Origin of the sequence: Lentzea sp. NBC_00516 (genome assembly GCF_036346835.1) — a bacterium.
GTDB classification, from domain to species: Bacteria; Actinomycetota; Actinomycetes; order Mycobacteriales; family Pseudonocardiaceae; genus Lentzea; species Lentzea sokolovensis.
Genome location: NZ_CP107840.1, coordinates 8406061 through 8425794 on the forward strand (window position 1 = coordinate 8406061; position 19734 = coordinate 8425794).

The window sequence follows — 19734 nt, forward strand, 5'->3', positions numbered from 1 at the left end:
GTGCAACCGAGCCTGCTGACGTTGTCGTGAGAACGTCCTTGGCTTCTGCTGAGAGAATCGTTAGAGCGCATACACACAGCTCGCTCACAGCGAAGAGCCCTACCGTCTTGCGCATGCGACTGCTCGTGGTGGACGACGACCCGGACGTGCGGGACAGTCTGCGGCGCAGCCTGGAGTTCGAGGGCTACGAGGTCACCACCGCCGCGGACGGGGCAGAGGCACTGGTCCGGCTCGCGGGCGCCGACCTGGCGATTCTCGACCTGATGATGCCGAACCTCGACGGTTCGGAGGCCTGCCGCCGGTTGCGCGCGGCCGGGGAACGCCTGCCCGTGCTGATGCTCACCGCCCGCGACGCGCTGGGCGACCGGGTCACCGGCCTGGACGCCGGCGCCGACGACTACCTGGTCAAACCGTTCGCGCTGGAAGAACTGCTGGCCAGGGTCCGCGCGCTGCTCAAGCAGAACCGGCGGCGCGCGGTCCCGCGCACGCTCCGGTTCGCCGATCTCGTGCTGGACCCGGACGCCCGCGAGGTCGTGCGCGGCGGCGAGTGGCTCGACCTGACCCCGACCGAGTTCGACCTGCTGGCGGTCTTCCTGGGCAACCCGGAGCGGTTGCTGACCAAGCAGCACCTCAAGCACGCCGTGTGGGGCCAGGACAACGGCACGAACAATCTCGACGTGTACATCGGCTACCTGCGGCGCAAGACCGAGACCGGCGGCCGCACCCGTCTGCTGCACACCGTGCGCGGCGTGGGTTTCATCCTGCGCGAGTCGCCATGAGCCGTCCGGTCCTGCTGCGCAGCAAGCTCGCGCTGATCACCGCGTGCGTCGTGGCGGTCGCCATCGCCGGGATCAGCGTCGTCACCTGGCTCGCCACCGAGCACAACCTGCGTTCCCAGCTCGACAAGTCGCTGCTCGCGAGCGTGCCACCGCGGATGGGCCAGCCGCTGGCACCGGGGGAACGGCGCGAGTTCAAGATCCGTTGCGACCAGGGCGTTCCGACGGAGGGACTGCAACAGGTCCTGCAGGGCATCCAGACGTTGAACGCCGACGGCAGCACCTGCGCGCCCCCCGGCGTCGACCCTGTCGTCAACGTCGCCGGCGACTTCGTCACGACACCGACGTTCCGCGACGGCATCACGAAGTCCGGCGCCGAGGCACGCGTTCTCCTGCAACCGATGGACAGCGGCGAGGTGCTGATCCTGAGCCGCAGCACGGCCGAGATCGACACCACGCTGACCACGCTCGGCGGAGTCCTGGTGGCCGTCTCGATCCTCGGCGCGCTGCTCGTGGCCGGCACCGGCCTCTGGCTGACCCGCCGCGCCCTGGCCCCGATGGAACGTCTCGCCGAGACCGCCGAGCACATCGCGCGCACCCAGGACCTGGCCACTGCGATCACGGTCGACGGCCAGGACGAGGTGGGCCGCCTCGGCCGTGCCTTCACGTCCATGACCGCCGCGCTGGCCGAGTCCCGCCGCCGTCAGAAGAACCTCGTCAACGACGCCGCGCACGAGCTGCGCACCCCGTTGACCAGTCTGCGCACCAACATCGACCTGCTGGTGCGCAGCGAACGAACGGGCCGCGACCTGCCCCAGCGGCGCGAGGTCCTCGACCGCCTGCAGGCCCAGAGCCAGGAGTTCGGCGATCTCGTCACCGAACTGGTCGTGCTCGCCCGCGACGACCGCGAACTGGCCAGCGAGCCCGTCGACGTGGCCGGAGTGATCGACCGGGCCGTCGAACGCGCCCGCAGCCGGGCCCACGACCACCTCTTCGACGTCGATCGCGCCGGCTGGTCGGTCGTCGGCGACGCGAGCGCGCTGGAACGCAGTGTGCTCAACCTGCTCGACAACGCCGTGAAGTTCTCGCCCGCGAGCTCCACGATCACCGTCCGCTCGAAACCGGGCTGGCTCACCGTCAGCGACGAGGGACCGGGAGTGCCGTTCGAGCACAGGAACTCGGCGTTCGAACGGTTCTGGCGCGCTCCCGACGCTCGTGGCCTGCCCGGATCCGGTCTCGGGCTGGCGATCGTGGCGGACGTCGTGGCCGTGCACGGCGGCAGCGTGCGATTTGTGCCGAGACCGCGTGGCGCGTCGGTGCGAATCGAGCTGCCGGCCAACTGATCAGACGATCGGCGCTGGTTCGCACGGGTCGTTCTGCACCACGGTGGTGGTATGGACCGCAGACACCGGCGCCCTGCCCTGCTGATCACCGCGTTCCTCTCGGTCGCGATGTTCACCGCCGGCAACTCCGCCGCAGCTCCCCCGGAAGAACCGTCGAACCACTGGCAGTACAACCACTGGCCGCAGCAACAGCCGTGGCAACAGTCCCGGGACACCGCGCGTGTGCTGGCGCAGAACGGGTTCCCCGGCCCGATCGACCCGCAGAACTGGGTCAACCCCGACCACATGACGTGGGAACGGGACTATCGGAAGATCCCCGGGACCAACTGGGCCGACCCGGCGGTCAAGGGTTCGGTGCGCACCTTCAAGGGCGCGCTGGTCCTGCTGGACTACCCGAACCAGCCGTTCGTCGTCACGCAGGCCAAGAACTCCACGGTGTTCGGCAATCCGAGCGCTGAGGCGAGCAACGTGCCACGCGCCGAGGTCGGGCAGTTCTACCAGGACTTCCTCAACAAGCCGAACGGCCTCAACCGCGGCCACACCGTGCACGAGTACTGGATGGAGACCTCCGGCGGGCGCTACGGCGTCGACCTGAAGGCGTTCGGCCCGTACACGATGCCGGGCAAGGACCACGAGTACGCCATGGAGTTCCAGGGCGGAACCGGTTGTCCCGCAGGCGACTCCTGCAACCGCAACATCCGCACCGACGGTCGTGCCGCGTGGGTGGCCGACGTCGGCGCCGAGGTGCCCGCCGGTTACGACTTCACCTACTACCTGTCGGCGGGCCAGGACGAGTCCGGCACGTGGCAGGAGTTCGGGATGATGAAGTTCCGGACCAAGGAGGACGTCACCGACGCCTTCGGTCCGCCGGATCCCGCGCTGCCGAACTGGTCGAGCACTCGGTACGTGGACTGGACGTCGTGGGCCGCGGGCTCGTCGATCTGGCCCAACGCGGGCGGCGGCTCGTCGACCCAGGCCGAGAGTTCCGGCCAGGGCGTGTACGCGCACGAACTGAGCCACATCCTCGGCATCGGCGACAACTACAACAACCCGTACGGCAGCCCGCCACGTCGTGACTACAGCGGCCCGTGGGACATGCTGTCGCGCGGTTCGTTCAACGGCCCCGGCGGCCCGCACTCCCGTTGGACGATCCCGTCGACCGGCGGCGGATCGCTCGGTGCGCAACAGACCCTGCGCAACAAGATCAAGCTCGGCATCGTGGACGAGAAGAACGTCCTGCGGCTGTCGCGCGAAGCCCTGGCCGGCTCCGGCACGGTCATCGCGAAGATCACCGCGCGCGAGGTCAATCCCGGCACCACCGGCCTGACGGGCATCAACCTCGCGCTGGGCACCGGCGACAAGTCCCCGTCCTGCAACGTCTCCACCAACCCGTTCTGCGACGGCGGCGGCTACAACAACTACACGCTCGAAGTCGTGGACCGGATGGGCGCCGACTCGTTCACCCCGGACTCCGGCGTGATGCTGGCCAAGACGAAGAACGCCGACGCGGCGCCGTTCACGTGGGTGATCGACTCGAACCCGCAGGACATCGGCATGACCGACTACGTCCTGCCCGACGGCACCAAGGTCCCGATCACGATCGGCGACTACCGCCAGCTGTCCGACGCGCTGCTGCACGCGGGCACGAACTCCGGCAGCGAGTTCGAGTTCGTCGACACGGCCAACCGCCTGCACTTCTACGTGCTGGACCTGCAACGCGACTCCCGTGGCGTGCTGTCCTACACGGTGGCGGTCCGGTCGTTGGACGGCGCAGGGCCGCAGCAACGCGGCGTGCGGGTCAACCCGACCGCTGCTCGTGCCGGCACCGACGGCGTGGCGACGTGCCGCTTCCCGTTGACCAACACCGGCCGCACGGCACCTCCCGGTGGACAGCACCCGGAGCCCGTCGACCAGTACCTCAACGGTGACGTCTACCGCGTGACGGCGAAGGCCGAGAACGGCTGGACCGTGTCGGTGCCCAACGCGCTGGCCACGGCCAAGTTCGGCGGGACCGTCGACGTTCCGGTGCACGCGCAGCGGGGCAGTGGTCCGATCATGTCCAAGGTGACGCTCACGGCCGTGTCGGAGAGCAACCCCGGCAGGTCCGCGACGGCCACCTGCACGGTGACCGGCCGCTAGCGGCGACGGCTCCGGACCGGCCCGCGCCGGTCCGGAGCCTGCCGCTGCGGAACCGGTCCTGACGTCAGCATCACGAAGCACACCAACAGCAAGATGGCGCCGCACGCCAGCCACGTCAGCGTCTGGACCGTGGAGACCGGTGCGATCACGCCGATGCTGAACAGCAGCAACGGCATGCCGAGCGAGTAGCAGACACCGGCCGCGAACGTCCGGCCCGACCCGTTGACCAGCAACGGAACCGCGGCGATCCCGGTCAGCACCGCGAACAGCAGCCACGCGTACGTCAGCCCGGTGTGCAGCGCGATCGTGACGTCCAGGCCGTCCTTCGCGCGGATCGCGGACTCCAGCTCGGGCGCGTAGCTGAACCCGACGGCGGCCCTTGTCCCCGCGGCGACGGCTGTGAGCAGCAACGACGCCCCCAGGATGGTGCGACCGCGCCGGACGGGATCGACTCGCTTCCTGGTGTCCACGAACCCAGTCTGTTGGCAGTCAGCGGCCGCGTGGCGCCGCACACGCCCAAGTGCACTCAGTGGTGGTACGGGATGCGGGCCATCGGCTCGACCAGTTCGCCCTCCTCATAGGACAGATGCGACAGCAGCGTGTCGGTGAGCAGATCGACCGCTTTCTGCACCTCGCCGATCCGGTGCGGTTCCGCGACCGTGGCCACCAGCGCGGCGTCGAGGCGTTCGAGCACCTCGTGGATGACCTGGTGCTCCTCGGTCAGCCGGTCGAGGACCGGGCCGAGGCGCGCGTCGCCCTCTCTGAGCTGCGGGTACAGGCTCGTGTCCTCGAGCGTGTGGTGGAGGGTGACGAGCCGGCAGTAGCTCTCGCAGTACGCGCCCATCGTCCAGTTGTTCTGGCGCATGGTCATGGTGTTGATCTCGGACCGCGCCTCGCCGACGTCGAGGATGCCGTCCGCGACCTGGTCGACGATCGAACGGACCTTCGTCAGCTCGTCGCGCAGGTGGTTGTGGACCCCGATCAGCTGACGGCCCATCGCCCTGCCCGAAGCGGTGTAGACGGCGTCCGCTTCAGGCGCCGGGCCTTTTGGGCGCTTGGACTCGTCCCACAGGAGTGTCGAACCGCGTTCCTTCTGCACGATCTCGCGCACGGCCGGTGCGACCTCCTCTGCGAACGTGCGCAGCTCGTCGTCGGTGTTGACCATCAGGATGAAACCGCTCATGCCGTCGTTGAGCGCCAGTTCGGCGAGTTGGTCCGCGGTGAACTCGGATCCGATGTTGTAGATCCGGCGGATGTCCTTGGGCGCACGCCCGGCTTCTTGCGCGGCCTCGTCGATGATGGCGTTCATCGCTTTGAGTTGTTGTGGTGGCGCATAGGGACTCGACGGCAACCAACCGTCGGCGAGGCGACCGGTGAGTTGGAGCATCCGCTTCTTGTACGCGCCCAACCAGATGCCGATGTCGTGCGCGGGAAACGGTCCGGGGCGAGCGCCGCTGAGCGAGTAGTGCTTGCCCTGCAACCGAATTCCACGACCGGGTGTCCACAGTGCCCGGATGACCGCGATGGCCTCTTCGAGCGCCTCGACCGACTCCGCCGGTGTGCGGTGCGGCCCGTCCATGGCGGCGATGGCGTCCCAGAACGCGCCAGCGCCGAGCCCCAGCTCCACGCGCCCGCCGGTGATGACGTCCAGACTCGCTGCTGCGCGCGCAAGCATGGCCGGCGGCCTGAGGGGCAGGTTCGCGACGTTGGGGAACACGCGGACGTTGGTGGTGGTCGCGGCGATGACCGACAACGACGTCCACGTGTCGAGGTTCGCCGCGTTGTACGGGTGGTCCTGGATGCTGACGAGCTCCAGTCCGAGCACGTCAGCGGCCTGCGCGAGCCGCAGCGTGTCGTCGAACCGCTCGGCGTCGGGCGGCAGGAACACCCCGAACTCGAGTGGGTGGCCGTAATCTGTCATGCCGAAAGTATGCCACGCAGATGTTCTGCTTCGCAGACGTTCTGTCCGGGCTATCATTGGCCGGGTGACCGCGCTTGAGGACGACTTCGGCTGGACCCTCGGTGTGGTGTTCCGCGCCTACGTCAAGGCGACGAACCAGGCCGTCGGCGACCTCCCCGGCGGCCACCGCGGCTACCAGATCCTCACCGCCGCTACCCGTGACCAGCCGGAAAGCCAGTCCGCGCTCTGCCAGCAACTGGGCATCGACCGCACCGTCATGACGTACCTGCTCGACGACATGGAACGAGCGTCGCTGGTCGAACGCCGCCCGGCGCCCACGGACCGCCGCACCCGCCTGGTCGTGGCGACCGACGTGGGCCGGTCCCGGTTGGCGGAGCTCGATCTCCGGCTGTCGCACGCCGAGGCGCACGTGCTGTCCGGGCTGTCCGCGGGGGACCGGGAGACGTTCAAGGGACTGCTCTGCCGGCTGGCCGGGCACGTCAACGAGCTGGATCCGGTGCCGAGCGCCTGCCAGGCCGTGCAGGACATCGCGGCGAGCACGAGCTGACCGAGCCGCAGTGCGCGGGTCATCGGCGCTTCAGCCTGCTGTCGAGCCAGGCCCGGAACGCGCGGTGGTCGGTTTTGACGCTGATTCGTGCGAGATCGCCATCCTCTGCCGCGACCGGCCGGCCGGTGTCGTCGAACACCACACGTTCGCGGCGCAGCGCCACGAACGGCAACTGGAGAGCGGTGGCGAGCGTGAGCCCGTCCGAGCACCGGGAGATCTCCAGCTCCAGCGTGACGTCCGGCAGCACCAGCTTCGGCAGCTTTCCGTTGGTGAGCAGGGACCTGGCCGCAGCTGGGTCACGCCGGAAGTTCAGTGCGGAAACCTCCTGCGTGACGACGAGCCGTTCGGCGAGAGCGGGGTTTCCGGCGAGCAGGCTGGCGAGGTTCGTCGCCGGCCCCAAGCCCGCCCAGCGGACCGGTCCGTCCGTGCTCGCCACGACCCGTGCCGCCGCCTCCGCGGCACCGAGGCCGACACCCGGGACGACCGGCACATCCGCACGCCCGTGCAGGTCGAGCAGGTGCCTGACGAACCGCGCCCGGCTGCCGTCCGGTTCCTCCGCGGTGGTCACCAGTGCCAGCGTCGGTTCGGTGGCGGCCACGACCAGCGCGATGACGTGGCCGGGAGCTCCGTCGGCGTCCGTGTCGACGATCAGGGGCGCGCCTTCCTGCGACGGTGGGAACGGGTCGCCCGCCATCGTCTGCGGCAGCCCGAACCGTTGCGTCAGGCCAGCCAGCTCCAAGCGCTCCTGGTTCAGCTCCTCGCTCATCGCGTCAGCCTTCTCTTGCGGGTGCGAGATGCGTCGATCCGGCAGTTCGGGCGACGCGTCCGGTGCGGTTGTGGAATCCTCTGGACCGTACGGCCGAACGTGATCTGGGGGACAGGTGAAGACGCCCGAAGAGTGGATGCGGGACTTCGAGGCGAAGATCGCCGACGCACAGGCGAAGGCCGCGGCGGTCCAGGAAGGACTGGCGCAGGCAGGCGGTTCGGCGGCGTCGGACGACGGCACGATCATCGTGACCGTCGCGCCCAACGGTGCGCTGACGGGCCTCGAGCTGTCGGCCGGTGCCATGAAGAAGTCGCACGCGCAGTTGTCCGGCGAGATCCTCGAGATCGCGCGCAAGGCGCAGCGGGGTGCGGCGGTGAAGGTCGCCGACACGTTCGCGGCCGTCGAGGGCGAGGGCTCCGAGACCTATCGGATGATCACCGAGTACCTGCCGCCGCCGGAGGAAGAAGAGCAGCCGAAGCCCGCGGGTTACGCGTTCAACGAGGAGTACGAGGAACGCGCCGCGACCGCAGCGCCTCCTCCGCCGCCCGTTCGTCGTCCCGCGCCGCGTCCGAGCGCCGATGAGGACGACGACTTCGGCGGCGACTCGATCTTCAAGAAGCAGTAAGAGCGGTCTGGGGGAGCAGTGGCAGAGGAGAACAGCACCACCACGTGGTCGACCGGCGCGGGTGTGGTGGACAGCGTCGCCGGCTTCGTCGACTCGCTGACGTCCGAGTCCGAAGGCGAAGGGCCTGACGTCATCGACGTCGCGCTCGGCGGTGCCGGCGTGGTGGTGGACCTGGTCGCCACGATGGCGAACCCGTTGGGAATGCTGGCATCCGCGGGTGTCGGCTGGCTGCTCGAGCACGTCGACTTCCTGCGCGAGCCGCTGGACGCGTTGCTGGGCAACCCCGACGAGATCAACGCGAACTCCGACCAGCTCAAGCAGGCCGCGCTGCAGATGAAGATGGTCGCCCAGGAACACCGTGAGGACATGCGGTCCGTCGCCGACTGGGAGGGCGCGTCGGGCGACGCGTTCAAACGCGAGATGGAGCAGATGGCGGGCGAGTACGACGCGCTCGGCAAGACCATGGACGGGACCGCGGCGATCTACGCGTTGTCCGGCGCGCTCGTCTGCGAGTTGCGGTCCCTGGTGTTCGGCTGGATCTCCGACCTGATCGGCGAACTGATCGCGAGCGCGCTGATCGCCGCCGCGTCGGCCGTGGTCACGCTGGGCAGCTCCATCGCCGCGTTCGCCGGATACGCGGGCACGCGCGCCGCCATGATGGCGACCAAGATCGCGAGCAGGCTGTCGAAGCTCGCGTCCGCGATGGCGCGCTTCGGCGGCCGGATGGCCAAGCTGGCGGAGAAGATGCAGGGCCTCGTCAAGGGCCTGGAACGGTTCGCGGAGTACGGCGGCTACGCCAAGTCCGCCTACGACGCCGTCAAGCCTTACGACATGCCGCCTGCCAACGCCTGACCCGTCAGCCGGGTCGACCGGTGAACATCGCCACCAGGTCGTCGCCCTTGAAGTCCACTCCCACCGCGCCACCGGGGTTGACCAGCACCTGGACGCCCGGCAGCACCGACAGGACGTCCTTGAGCGTGATCCCTCCCGGCCGGTAGTCGCCGGGAGGGAGGTGACGTGGAGACGAGTACAGCGCGAGGACGCCGTTCCCGTTCACGTCGCGGGCGATGGCGAGATTGCCGTCCGGGCCGGGCTGGGCCAGCAACTGCGACTCCAGCGCCGCCGACATGACCGCCTCGTAGGGCAGCCAGCCGGCCGTGACGTAGTTGAGCACCACCTCGAACTCGCACAGCGGTTCGGGCAGCCCGAGCCGTCGCGGGCTCGGCTTGTACTCGTCGTTCACCCAGGTCCCGCCGGTGAATCGGCCATCGGGTCCGACCTCGTAGGCGCCGAGCAGGGTGAACAGCGGTGCGCCCTGGATGTAGCGCGGATCGATGTCCGGGTCCGCGCAGTAGATCCAGCCACCAGGGTTCTTCGCCGCTTCCGCGCGCATCGCGTCGCTGATCGGGGGCAGGCCCGGATGCGTCGTCTCGGCGGGCGAGTACTTCGGGTCGAACGCCAGGAACGCTTCGGTGGCAACACATTCGGCGAGATCGTGCTGCGGTCCGACCGGCAGGCCCGCGACGCCGTGCCACGCTCCGAGCAGGGCGCCGGTCAACGCCTCCACCAGGGGATCGAAGGCGGCCGCGGCGAGCGCAGTCGGCGGATGGTTGCCGAGCGAGCTCACGATCCGCACCGCGAAGCCCCACGGAGTGCCCGTGTCGGGCTCCGGCATGCCGAGTTCCTGCAGGATGTAGTGCGGCGCACGGGAAAACGCCTCGCGCGACACCGCGCGGGCGATCACCGGGCTGATCTCGTCGTCCCAGCCGACACCCCGGACGACAGGATTCCCGGCGCCGAGGCCGGCCACGATCGCCCGTACCACGCGGACGGGTTCCTGCGTGTTCGGCAGCCAGCCCTCGCGGCGCGGCAACCAGGAGTGATCGGCCCGGAAAGCAGGCGACCCCTGCGCGACGGCACGGACGACGTCGTCGATCAGCTTGAAAAGAGTTGCCTCGTAAGGGTTGTCGCCCAGTGCGAAGCCGGCGAGCAGACCGGCCAGCCACGGCCACCCGTTCTGCTGGGTCGCGGGGAGCCCGGCGGCCTTGCCGAACGTCGGCGCCTGCCACACGCGCGCGCCGTTCGCGTCCCAGCTCTGCTGAACACCGCGCGGAGGCGGGCCCTGCTGGCCGCTTTCCTGCCAGCGCAGGCATTCCGCGAGGATCTCACGTTCTTCCGCGGTGAACGAGAGGCAGTGCGCCCTGGCCTCGTCCACGCGTTCGACCAGCGCAGGGCCACCGTCCTCGTGGCGTTCGGCCGGAGCGGGCAGGGGGAAGGGCGCGGGCCAGCGGTCGAGCGGGATGGGCCTCTTGAGCGATGTCTGCCAGTCGTGGCCGGGGTTGACCCGCACCTCGTCCGCCGTTGTCGTGGTCAGGAGTTCGCGCACGCTGACTTCGCGCCACCGCCGGGTTCCAGGCGGAAGGAGCCGGTCGGAGGAGTAGGTGGCGAGCCAGGTGTGGCCGTCGTCGTCCTGGCCGATCTGGTCCGTCGTGCACACCACCACGTCGACGACACCGGAGACGAACCTGGCGTCCTCTTCCAGCCAACCGCACTGGTAGTAGGAGAAGATCTTGTCCGCCGGTGTCTGCGGCAGCGGCCAGCCCCGGCCACCAGGGCCAGGGGTGTGCGCCGCGTTGCGGCGGAACTCGTCCGAGCCCTCTTCGCGCACCCAGCCCAGGATCGCGACCTTCGGCACCCCCAAGTGCCCGAAGGTCTCCAGATCCCACTCGGGATCGACGATCGAGAGGCCGGGACCCCGTTGGCCCCTGGGAACTCCGTGCTTCCACGGCGAAGGCGGAGTGGGAACGTACGCGCGTGGCTCGCCGCCGTCGTCGGGTACCTCCACGGCAGGGAGCGGCACGAGCACGTCGTCGGTCGCGTCGTACGGCACGTGCCACTGACCGCGCACCAGCACCACGTCGTCGGTGAGGATCCGCAGGTTCGCGGAGCTCGGACCGTGCGTGCGGACGATCCAGTCCCACGCGGAACGGATCACCTCGTCGCGGTTCATCGGGTTTCCTCCAGTGCTGTGTCCAGACGCCTGGTGAGCCAGGCCAGGAAGGCGCGGTGGTCGGCCTTGACGCTGATCCGCGCGAGGTTCCCGTCCGGGGCCGTGGTCATCCGGCCGATGTCGTCGAGCACCACGCGTTCCCGGCGCAGTGCCACGTAGGGAAGCTGGAGGCCGGCGGCGAGCGTCAGACCGTCGTGCTGGATGGTGCCGGGGTGGAAGCGGTCGAACCACTGAGCCATGTGCGCGGTGACGAGCTTCGCCCACGCGTGCTCCGCCGTGGCGAGCCTGCGGTGGAGTTCGGAGTCCTTGGTGATCTCCAGCTCCGGTGTGAACGTCGTGTCCGACAGCACCAGCTTCGGTAGCTTTCCCTTGGTGAGCAAGGTGTTCGCGGCCGCCGGGTCGAGCCGGAAGTTGTGTTCGGCCCGTTCGGGATCGCGGTAGTTCAGCGCGCCGCCCATCTGCGTCACGACCAGTCGTTCGGCGAGAGACGGGTTCTCGGTCAGCAACGCGGCGAGGTTCGTCGCCGGGCCCATGCCCACCCAGCGGACCAGGCCGTCCGTGCTCTTCACGACCTCCGCGACCGCGTCGGCCAGGTCGGTGCGTTGCGGCTCGACGGAATCCGGGACCAGACCCGCGATGCAGTCCATCCTCCGGTCGCCGAGATCAGCGCCGGCGACCACCCGCACGTCCTCGCGGCCGAGCAGGTCGAGCAGGTGCCGGACGAACCGCGCCCGGCGCCCACCCAGTTCGTCCACTGTGGACACCATGGTGAGCGTCGGTTCGGCCGCGGCGGCGACGAGCGCGATGGCGTCGTCGGGGTCGCCGCCGGCGTCCGTGTCGATGATCAGTGGCGCACCCTCCTGAGACGGCGGGAACGGATCCCCCGACACCGTCTGCGGCAGCCCGAACCGCTGGGCCAGGCCGGTCAGCTCCTGGCGTTCCCGGTTCAGCTCCTCGCTCATCGCTTCCCTTCCCGCAGTTCGCGCGCGTACTCGTCCCGTTCGGCGATGGTCGGCAACGCGGCGAATTCCGTCCACACGCGACGCTGCTCGTCAGGCGCCAGGTCGCGCACGGCGGCTTCCACCGCCAGCACCGAGCCCTTGTCGCCACGCCGCACCAGGGAGTCCATCACCTCGCGGAACCTCGGGTCGCCGCTGCCGTCCTCGGCCACCCACGATCGCACCTGGTCCCTGCCGTGCTCAGCTCGTGCGGACAGCTCATCGCGCCACGCACCGCCCTCGGCCCTGAGTTCGGCCATCTCCCGCGCGACGTCGACGACCGCGCGCAGGCTCATCGCCTTGGCGCCCTCGCGCACCGCGGGATCCTGGAAGGGCTCGGCCACCTTCAACGGGTTGATGCCCGCCGTCAGGTCGGGCTCGAAACGTTGCGGCTGTTGCACTGGCCCGCCCTCGTCGATCCGGCGCGGACTGGACATCGTACCGTGCAACGTTTCCTCGATGACTCCGATCGCGTCCTGGTGCGCGAAGGTGCGACCAGGATCATCGGAGAGTTCGCGCAACGGCTTGCCACCGCCGTCCTCCGGTTCGAGGTCGACGAGGTAGCCCTTCTTCGCGTCAGGGTGCGGATCGCCGGGAGACTGACCGTGGAAGGCGTAGTGGCCCTGGAACCTCGGGTCCGGGTACGCCGCCGTCAGCATCTCCTGGACGGTGCCCTTGTAGCTGGTGTCGACGAGGCTGATGCCGCGGTCTTCGTGGATCGGCACGCCCGCCGAGTCGAGGTAGTCCGACAGCCGGTCGTACGCGCCGGGCACGTCCTCGTCCGCGACCTTCTTGTGCAGCCGGAAATCGTCGACGGCACTGAGATCCCGGTCCGGATCGGAGCGCTCGAGGTCCCTCAGCGCCGCCTCGACGACCGCTCTCGACAGCACGACCTCGCTGGCGTGCCGGTCGAAGAACGCCGGATCGAGCTCCCTGCTCGCGAGGGCGAGGCTGTGCCCGTCCCTGCCGAGGAAGACCACGCGGTGGTCCGGGTCCGCGTCGGCGATCACCTTCAGGTCGTCGTGAATGCGCGCGGCGACGTCCACGATGATCGGCGCCGTGTACTCCCTCGCGGCGTCGTAGGTGTCGGCCAGCGCCTGCCGTTTCTCCGGATCGCTGATGCCGAGGTCGTCGGCGACCTGGTCAACGGCCTCGTCGCGCTGTTCCTCTGGCGTCGCGCCGTAGCCGCCGTCGTCCTCGACATGCGAGTGTGCCGTGTCATCCGTGTAGTCCTCAGAGAGAAGACGCACGTCCGTCGCGTTGTCCGGCAGCTCCGCGAGCCGGCCCGTCTGCGGATCGGCGTACGCGACTCCGTCCGGAGTGTTCACGACCCTGACGACGTGGCCCTGCGTGCGGCCCTCGTCGTCGACGTACTTGTAGGCGAGCGCACCTCTGGAGTTCTCCGGCGTGCTCGCCATCGCCCTCGTGACGCTGTCGACGTCCCTGTGGCTGGTCCACTCACCACCCAGCGCGTCCCGGACCCGGCTCAGCCTGCCCTGCTCGGCCACGTCCTCGGGCCTCGTCGGCCGCGCCTCGACCTGCTCACCGTGGTAGCGCCGCTCGTCGGCGATCATCGCCTCGACGCAGTTCGTCCGGTGGCCGTCCTCGTCGAGCCTGTGCGCGTTGACCTGCTCGATGCCGGGGAACCGCTCCTGCAGCACCCGCTGCTGGCTCGACTCGTCGCCGTGTCCCGCGTGCAGCGCCGTCGGCCGCGGTGGTGATGGGGGTGCGCCATCCAGCCTGGCCTGGATGTCGACGTTCGTGGGCAACGGCCGCATGGGCTTCTGCTCTTGGGGAGGCTCGGCCGGCTCCTCCTTGGCAGGCGGAACCTCGCCGCGTTCGGCGGCTTCGCGCGCCTCGTCCTCTTCCACCTTCCACGAGGGCCGCATTTCGATGGGCGGGGGTCCGGGCGGTGGCTCGAACCTGAGGTCGTCCGGGATCTTGGGCTCGGTCTTCCGCTCTCCGCCGATGAAGTCTGGGTTCGGCACGAACTCGCCGATCTGCTTCCCGTCAGGCCCTTGGACGACCTTGTGCCATCCCTCGACGTACCGCCAGTCGACGCCGCCTGCGAACAGGGCCTCGCCCTCGCCGTGCCGTGTGCCCTCGTGCCCCATCCGGTCCTGCGTCGGTTCGGAGAGGATGCCGCCGGGAGCCTTGATCCGGTAGAGGTAGCCGTGCTCGCCGGTCGACGAGAAGGTCAGGGCCTTGTCGATCTCAGTCGAGGTGCTCACGAACCTGTTGGTGTCGCCCTCGATGTGCTTGAGGATGTCTGCCTGCCCGTGCCGCTGGGGAGGCGTGAACCCACTCGCCTGGCGCACCTGGTCTGGTGTCTGCTGGGTGCCGCGGAAGAGGGTGTTGTCGTCCGACAGGAAGTCCTCGACGCGCCGGTGCACGATCTGCGACTGGTCGTAGTGGGACAGGTCCGTGTGCTGCATCGCCACCGGCGGGTACGGGTCGGTGTGCGGCTGGTAGGCGGGGGTGGACTGTGGGGTGTGTCGATCGGGCGCGTGCTCGCTGGGACGGTCGTGTCCTGGGCGGTCGGTGACGGGCCGGTCCTGAGGGAGCCGGTCGTGGTTCGGGCGGTCGTGCGCGGGACGATCGTTGGCTGGGTTCGTGCCTGGTGGACGCCCGTCGACAGGCCGGTTGTGGGAGAGACGGTCCTGCGTCGGCTGTTGAGCGGGCCGGTCGTGCCTCGGAGACCGGTCGTCCTGCCGCCGCACGGGTGCGCCGTGGTCCGGCACGCCATGAGGTGGCCTGCCGGGAGTCTGGCCAGGAGTGCGGTGCGGCTGACCGTCCTGTGGCGGGGTACCGCGGCCGGGCCTGCCGTCGTGAGGAGCCGGAGGCAACCCCTGACCGTGCTGACGAGGCCCGGCACCGGGCTGGTGCCCTGGTACCTGCTGCGGATTTTTAGAGGCCATCGGCCGGTGGGGTGGCGCCAACTGCGGATGAGTGCCCTGCGGGTTCGCCGTTCGCGGGGCGCCGGGGTGAGGGTGCGCGCCCTGCCCGCGATCGGGACCGCCCGGAGGCATCCCCGACGGCCCGAAGTTCTGCGTGTGGCGGGGTGGGCCGCCGTTCGGAGGTGTTCCCCGTCCCGGACCGCCGGGTGGCATGCCGGCAGTGTGGGAGCCGACGTGGCCTGGACCTTGACCACCGGGTGCCCTGTGCTGCCCGGCAGGGGAATGTCCTTGCCCGGGACCGGGTGCTTGACGTGAGGGCCCGTTCTGGCCCCCGGGGTGCATGCCTGGAGGTCCGGCGGGCGGTCGCGGACCTTGCTGCGGCGGACCCTGCTGCGCCGCACCGTGCTGCGGCGGACCCTGCGGAGGCGCGCCGCGCGGTGCCATCGGAGCCCGGCTGATCGGAGCGCCGCTCTGGTGTGTTCCCGCAGGTGCGTTGCCGCCGGGCACCGGACCACCAGGAGCGCGGCCGGGCGATGCGGGGCCGGAGGAGCGGCCACCAGGCGGCGGACCGCCCACCGGACCGCCTCCTGGTGCGGCGCCACGGCCAGGAGGCGGATTGCCGCCGGCCACAGGGCCTCCGCCGGCGGGAGAATTGCCGGGGACGGGGGTACCGAGGTTACGACCTGCCTGCGAGCCGGTTCCGGCCTGGGGACCGCTTGCGGGCGCCATACCGCCCGCCACCGGCGCGGCGGGGCTGCGGCCGGCTTGCGGACCGCCGGTGGGCGCCACACCGCCCGCGATCGGCGCTGCAGGGCTGCGGCCGGCCTGCGGACTTCCACCGCCGGGCGCCATACCGCCTGCGACCGGAGCTCCAGGGCTGCGGCCCGTCTGTGGGTTGCCCGCGGAACCGGTGCCCGACGTGGACATAGGGCCAGCAGGGCCTCGGTCGGCCTGCTGGCTGGGGGAGCCGACGGTGCCTGGAGGTGTGCCTCCCGGGCCTCGACCTGGTGCGTTGTTGCCCGCGGTGGTGGTTCCAGGGGTAGCACCACCGGGCGGCATGGGTGAAGGCCTCATCGCGGGTGCGCTTTGGCCACCAGGCGTAGGTGTACCGGCCCGCCCGGCGCCACCTGGTTCCGGCGCGCGCGAGACCGGCCCGCCGCCGGCGGCGGGTGCGGTCGGTCGAACGGGACCGGAGGTCGCACCCGGCAGCGAGGGTGGCGTCGACGTCCGGCTGCCGGTCGACGACGAAGAGGCGGTCGGCGAGGACGTGCCGGTCGAACTGCTGCGGGTGGGAGCAGGAGCGGGGGAGTCGGTCTTCCGCATCGAGTCGCCCACGGAGCGTTCGGTGTCACGGGTCGTCTGTGCGGTGGCCCTGGTCTTCGCCCCGGCGTTGTCCGCTGCCGTCGCCGCCATCTCCGCGGAGGTGCGGGCGGTGCTGATGGCGCGGTCCGCGTGCTGCATGGCGACCTGGCCGAAGACACCCGCGCTGCCGCTGCTGGCGTTGATGTTGAGGTTGCTCGACACGACACCGCGGACCTGGTCGCCACGGTTCGCGATCTTGCTGCCCAAATTCTCGACCGCGTCGGGGTCCATGCGGGTACCGCGACCACCGACGCCGCCGGGTGACGGGGACGACGAGGAGGGCGGCGGGCTGCTGCGATGATCACTGCCACTGTTGCTGTGGTGCGATGAGGACGACGAACCTCGTTGACGTCCGGTCATCCGACGACCGTCACCAGGTCGTCCGGCTGAGCTGACACTCTCTTCCCCCAGATGCGTCTTGCCTGCTGGGCAGGATGCCACATCTGGCCGGTTCGTACCCCGCGAACCGAGAGTGACGGGTCATCGGTGTCGAGTTGGAGAGAGGCTCTACCCGCTGTGAACCATCCGACTGACACCCCGAGCGAGCGCATCGACGCGATCTTCGAGCGCGTGTGCGCGAACGGTCTGCGTCGCGGGTCCGTGGTGGGCGCGTCCGACGACCAGATCGACCAGATGGCCGCGGACCAGGGTGTGGAACACGTTCCCGAGGCGGTGCGCCAGGTGTTGCGCATCATGGGTGTCCAATCAGGACTGTGGCTGGCCGGTACCGCGTTCGGGGTCGGCGCGATGACCGCCGAACGCAAACGGCACGCCGTCGCCACGCTCAACGGCCTCGGCCACGAGCTGGCCGACCCGCGCGGTCTGCTCGCGCTCACGGCGCACCAGGGCTACGCGTACCACGTCATCGACGGCGCCGACCTGGACCAGGCCGACCCGCCCGTCTGGGACGTCGTCGAGGGCGAGGGCGCGCGCAAGGCGTGGGACAGCGTCACCGACTGGTTCGCGGGCACCGCGCCGAACGTCGTCGACCTCCGCGACATGCTGGAGATGATGGAGGAGATGGGCAAGCAGCCGCCGAAGTGGGCCGAGTTCGTCGAACCGCGCCAGTCGTGACCGTTTTTCCGTTGTGCGGCAGGGAGTGAAGCACGTGCAGTTCGACATCGCGATCGACGGGAACGAGGCGTTCCGGATCGAGCACGGCCAGGACGCGACGATCGCGCGGTTCGAGACGGTGCTGGGCGCCCAGGTCTGGCGCATCACCGAGGAAGGCGTGGCACCGACCGAGCTGGATCCGTTGCAGGGCCACGTGAGCGCCGAACGACTGGTCCTGCTCCGCGAGCTGCCACCGCTGCCCGGCGAGTGGCCGCAGTACCCGTCGATGCCCCCCGGCGACATGATGCCGCGCACCAACACCTCGATCCTCGGCCAGGTCGAGGAAGCTCTCGTCGCTCACGCTCCGGACGGCTGGCAACAGATCGAACTCCAGTGCCGCGCACTCGGCCGCCTCATGGAGGTCGACGCGACGGTCACCGTCGACGGCACCACCCACGTGTGGGCGCCGCCGGTGATGGTCAGCCAGTGGCTGCACCGGCTGCGGATGCGCGACTTCCGCAACAGCCTCGGCACGTGGTTCACCGCGGGCTTCACGTTCGTCGCCGATGGCGAGACCACACGCCGGTTCCTGATCGAGGGCAAGCCGGAGTGGCAGCTCGCATCACTCGTCGGCGATGCGCTCACGCACGCCGCCGACGAGCTGCGGTTGCTGCCGAGGCGGCCGGAAGCGGTGCCGGACTGGATGTGGCACGCGGCGGGCAAGATCCAGCAGTCCGGCCGCGTCAGCGTGTTCGAACCGCGGCAGCAGGACACCGGGACCCAGGTCGAATTGGCGCGCGCCTTCGACTTGGTCGAGGACGGCAGGGGAATCTGGTACCGGCCGATGATCGGTGCCAGGGAACAGTTCCTGATACTGCGCTACCTGGAGAGCGCTCCGGTCGTCCTGTCGTCACGCGGCTCGGCGACGGACCTCTTCACCGGTGGTGAGGAGAAGGTCGTCCCGCTCGGCTACCACACCGACGGCCGCTGGGTGTGGCCCGCGAGCGTCGCGTACCACCTGCGCACGCACGAGATCCCGCCGTCCATGGCGCTGGTCGACCACATCCGCCAGCAGCGCTACGAGGTCCCCGTCGTCCCGGAGATCGCGAAGGCCCGCGCGGCGGCGCTCGCGATGGGCAGGCCGTTCAGCGAGAAGCAGGTCGAAGCGGCGTTCGGCAAGGCGCTGGAACCGCTTCGCCTGGTGATCACGCGCGTCCAGACCAGCCCGCGCTTCTACAGCCTGGAAGGCCACCGCGACCAGGCGTGGTGCCTGGTCCGCGACGCCGACTGGTACGAGGTCTACTGGGCAGAGGGCGAACTGAAGGAGAAGCACGAGAGGTTCGCGGACGTCCGCAACGCGGTCACCTACCTGATCGGCCAGCTCATCGAGAACCAGGACGCGCTGCGGTTCGAGCTCGACGAGGAACTGCCCGCATGGCAGTCGCCGTACCAGGTGACCTCGGAGCTGGACCCGTCGCTGGACACGATGACCGGCGTGCGGCTGACCAAGGTCGAAGACCTGTTCGTGCACCGTTATGGCGCTCCTGACGGCAACCTCGCCTACGAGAGCGAGATCCAGTCGGACCGAGAGCACCACCTGTACCGGCTCAAGGGCCCGTGGACACTGATCACCGCTCTCACCGCGGACGGCGCCCGCGCCTACGTCCTGCCGAAGCCGTTCGTCGAGTACCCGGACTACATCGACGACTTCACCCTGCACCCCGGCCTGCCCCCGGCCACGGAGTCCCTGCGCGAACAGGCCCGCCGGCAGGTCCCCGACACCTGGCTGTGGTGCGCCGATCCGGAGGTCAATCCGAACTACGTGGACGGCATCCCGGACGCGACGCTGTTCGGCGCCTACGCGGTGGGCGCGGACGGTGAGCTGACGGGCGAGACGTACCTGAACCCGAACTACCGCCCCGGCCCGCAACGGCGCGGCTTCCCCGAACCCTTGGCGGACCTGGACGTGGCGCTGGGCTACGTCGCAGCCGGCTGGGCACCGCAGGAACGCCTGCTCACGGCGACCCTCGATGCCAACCTGATCGCGGAGACCGACGGCCAGGGCAACCTGCGCATGGGCGTGACCCAGGACGGACGCCGCTTCGTGGCTGTGTGGTCCGCACCGGGCCACCTGCCGCAGGAAGCCACGTCACCGATGGAGACGACAGGCCGCGAACTCGCCCCGGTGCTGGCCGGCGGCGTACTGCTGATCAACCCAGGTGGTCAGCTGGGCGTGGAACTACCGGGCGACGACCTGATAGCCGCGCTGAACACCTGAGAAGCGCCGTCTGCGCAGT

The 19734-nt window shown here is 69.9% G+C and carries 15 protein-coding genes; 9 read left to right on the plus strand and 6 right to left on the minus strand.

Annotated elements, in window-relative coordinates; all coding sequences use genetic code 11:
- Positions 1 to 113: 113 nt before the first annotated feature.
- Genes OG205_RS38900 through OG205_RS38910 form a run of 3 tightly spaced genes read left to right on the plus strand, consistent with a single transcriptional unit; the run spans position 114 to position 4258 of the window.
- Complete coding sequence (locus tag OG205_RS38900; protein WP_330272810.1) at positions 114 to 779, plus strand: response regulator transcription factor; 666 nt, start codon at positions 114 to 116, stop codon at positions 777 to 779.
- The gene (locus OG205_RS38905) at positions 776 to 2119 is read left to right on the plus strand and encodes a HAMP domain-containing sensor histidine kinase (RefSeq protein ID WP_330272811.1); all 1344 of its coding nucleotides are present in this window, start codon (positions 776 to 778) and stop codon (positions 2117 to 2119) included. The genes OG205_RS38900 and OG205_RS38905 overlap by 4 nt, the downstream gene beginning before the upstream one ends.
- Before the next feature lie 51 nt (positions 2120 to 2170).
- Positions 2171 to 4258 (plus strand): M6 family metalloprotease domain-containing protein, encoded by a 2088-nt coding sequence (locus OG205_RS38910; RefSeq protein WP_330272812.1) that lies wholly within the window; start codon positions 2171 to 2173, stop codon positions 4256 to 4258.
- On the opposite strand, the gene OG205_RS38915 is transcribed toward OG205_RS38910, so the two are convergent.
- Positions 4255 to 4728 (minus strand): hypothetical protein, encoded by a 474-nt coding sequence (locus OG205_RS38915; RefSeq protein WP_330272813.1) that lies wholly within the window; start codon positions 4726 to 4728, stop codon positions 4255 to 4257. The genes OG205_RS38910 and OG205_RS38915 overlap by 4 nt on opposite strands.
- 56 nt (positions 4729 to 4784) lie before the next feature.
- A complete protein-coding gene (locus OG205_RS38920) occupies positions 4785 to 6179 on the minus strand; it encodes an LLM class flavin-dependent oxidoreductase (RefSeq protein ID WP_330272814.1) in 1395 nt (464 codons plus the stop codon).
- 64 nt (positions 6180 to 6243) lie between these two features.
- Here OG205_RS38920 and OG205_RS38925 point away from each other — a divergent pair, with 64 nt between their 5' ends.
- The gene (locus OG205_RS38925) at positions 6244 to 6726 is read left to right on the plus strand and encodes a MarR family winged helix-turn-helix transcriptional regulator (protein WP_330272815.1); all 483 of its coding nucleotides are present in this window, start codon (positions 6244 to 6246) and stop codon (positions 6724 to 6726) included.
- A 19-nt stretch (positions 6727 to 6745) separates the two neighbouring features.
- Here OG205_RS38925 and OG205_RS38930 read toward each other — a convergent pair whose 3' ends face one another.
- Positions 6746 to 7492 carry a hypothetical protein gene (locus OG205_RS38930; RefSeq protein ID WP_330272816.1) on the minus strand — a complete coding sequence of 249 codons (747 nt, stop codon included), beginning with the start codon at positions 7490 to 7492 and terminating at the stop codon, positions 6746 to 6748.
- 115 nt (positions 7493 to 7607) lie between these two features.
- On the opposite strand from OG205_RS38930, the gene OG205_RS38935 reads away from it, so the two are divergent.
- Complete coding sequence (locus OG205_RS38935; RefSeq protein WP_330272817.1) at positions 7608 to 8117, plus strand: YbaB/EbfC family nucleoid-associated protein; 510 nt, start codon at positions 7608 to 7610, stop codon at positions 8115 to 8117.
- An 18-nt stretch (positions 8118 to 8135) separates the two neighbouring features.
- A complete protein-coding gene (locus OG205_RS38940) occupies positions 8136 to 8969 on the plus strand; it encodes a hypothetical protein (RefSeq protein ID WP_330272818.1) in 834 nt (277 codons plus the stop codon).
- A gap of 4 nt (positions 8970 to 8973) precedes the next feature.
- Here OG205_RS38940 and OG205_RS38945 read toward each other — a convergent pair whose 3' ends face one another.
- Genes OG205_RS38945 through OG205_RS38955 form a run of 3 tightly spaced genes read right to left on the minus strand, consistent with a single transcriptional unit; the run spans position 8974 to position 14971 of the window.
- Complete coding sequence (locus tag OG205_RS38945) at positions 8974 to 11127, minus strand: hypothetical protein (protein WP_330272819.1); 2154 nt, start codon at positions 11125 to 11127, stop codon at positions 8974 to 8976.
- Positions 11124 to 12089, minus strand: a complete 966-nt coding sequence (locus OG205_RS38950; protein WP_330272820.1) for a nucleoside hydrolase — start codon at positions 12087 to 12089, stop codon at positions 11124 to 11126. Before OG205_RS38950 ends, OG205_RS38945 begins: the two co-directional genes overlap by 4 nt.
- The gene (locus OG205_RS38955; protein ID WP_330272821.1) at positions 12086 to 14971 is read right to left on the minus strand and encodes a scabin-related ADP-ribosyltransferase; all 2886 of its coding nucleotides are present in this window, start codon (positions 14969 to 14971) and stop codon (positions 12086 to 12088) included. The genes OG205_RS38950 and OG205_RS38955 overlap by 4 nt, the downstream gene beginning before the upstream one ends.
- Positions 14972 to 16079: 1108 nt before the next feature.
- Here OG205_RS38955 and OG205_RS38960 point away from each other — a divergent pair.
- From OG205_RS38960 to OG205_RS38970, 3 genes are all read left to right on the plus strand, one after another.
- Entirely contained in the window at positions 16080 to 16685 is a 606-nt protein-coding gene (locus tag OG205_RS38960) for a hypothetical protein (RefSeq protein WP_330272822.1), read from the plus strand.
- 215 nt (positions 16686 to 16900) lie between these two features.
- On the plus strand, positions 16901 to 17458 hold the full coding sequence (locus tag OG205_RS38965; RefSeq protein ID WP_330272823.1) for a hypothetical protein: 558 nt from the start codon (positions 16901 to 16903) through the stop codon (positions 17456 to 17458).
- Positions 17459 to 17492: 34 nt separating this feature from the next.
- The gene (locus OG205_RS38970) at positions 17493 to 19715 is read left to right on the plus strand and encodes an SseB family protein (RefSeq protein ID WP_330272824.1); all 2223 of its coding nucleotides are present in this window, start codon (positions 17493 to 17495) and stop codon (positions 19713 to 19715) included.
- Positions 19716 to 19734 lie beyond the last annotated feature (19 nt).

Coding starts and splice junctions, on each gene's coding strand:
- OG205_RS38900 (WP_330272810.1), top strand. CDS start 114: ATGCGACTGCTCGTGGTGGACGACGACCCGGACGTGCGGGACAGTCTG.
- OG205_RS38905 (WP_330272811.1), top strand. CDS start 776: ATGAGCCGTCCGGTCCTGCTGCGCAGCAAGCTCGCGCTGATCACCGCG.
- OG205_RS38910 (WP_330272812.1), top strand. CDS start 2,171: ATGGACCGCAGACACCGGCGCCCTGCCCTGCTGATCACCGCGTTCCTC.
- OG205_RS38920 (WP_330272814.1), bottom strand. CDS start 6,179: ATGACAGATTACGGCCACCCACTCGAGTTCGGGGTGTTCCTGCCGCCC.
- OG205_RS38930 (WP_330272816.1), bottom strand. CDS start 7,492: ATGAGCGAGGAGCTGAACCAGGAGCGCTTGGAGCTGGCTGGCCTGACG.
- OG205_RS38945 (WP_330272819.1), bottom strand. CDS start 11,127: ATGAACCGCGACGAGGTGATCCGTTCCGCGTGGGACTGGATCGTCCGC.
- OG205_RS38950 (WP_330272820.1), bottom strand. CDS start 12,089: ATGAGCGAGGAGCTGAACCGGGAACGCCAGGAGCTGACCGGCCTGGCC.
- OG205_RS38960 (WP_330272822.1), top strand. CDS start 16,080: ATGGGTGAAGGCCTCATCGCGGGTGCGCTTTGGCCACCAGGCGTAGGT.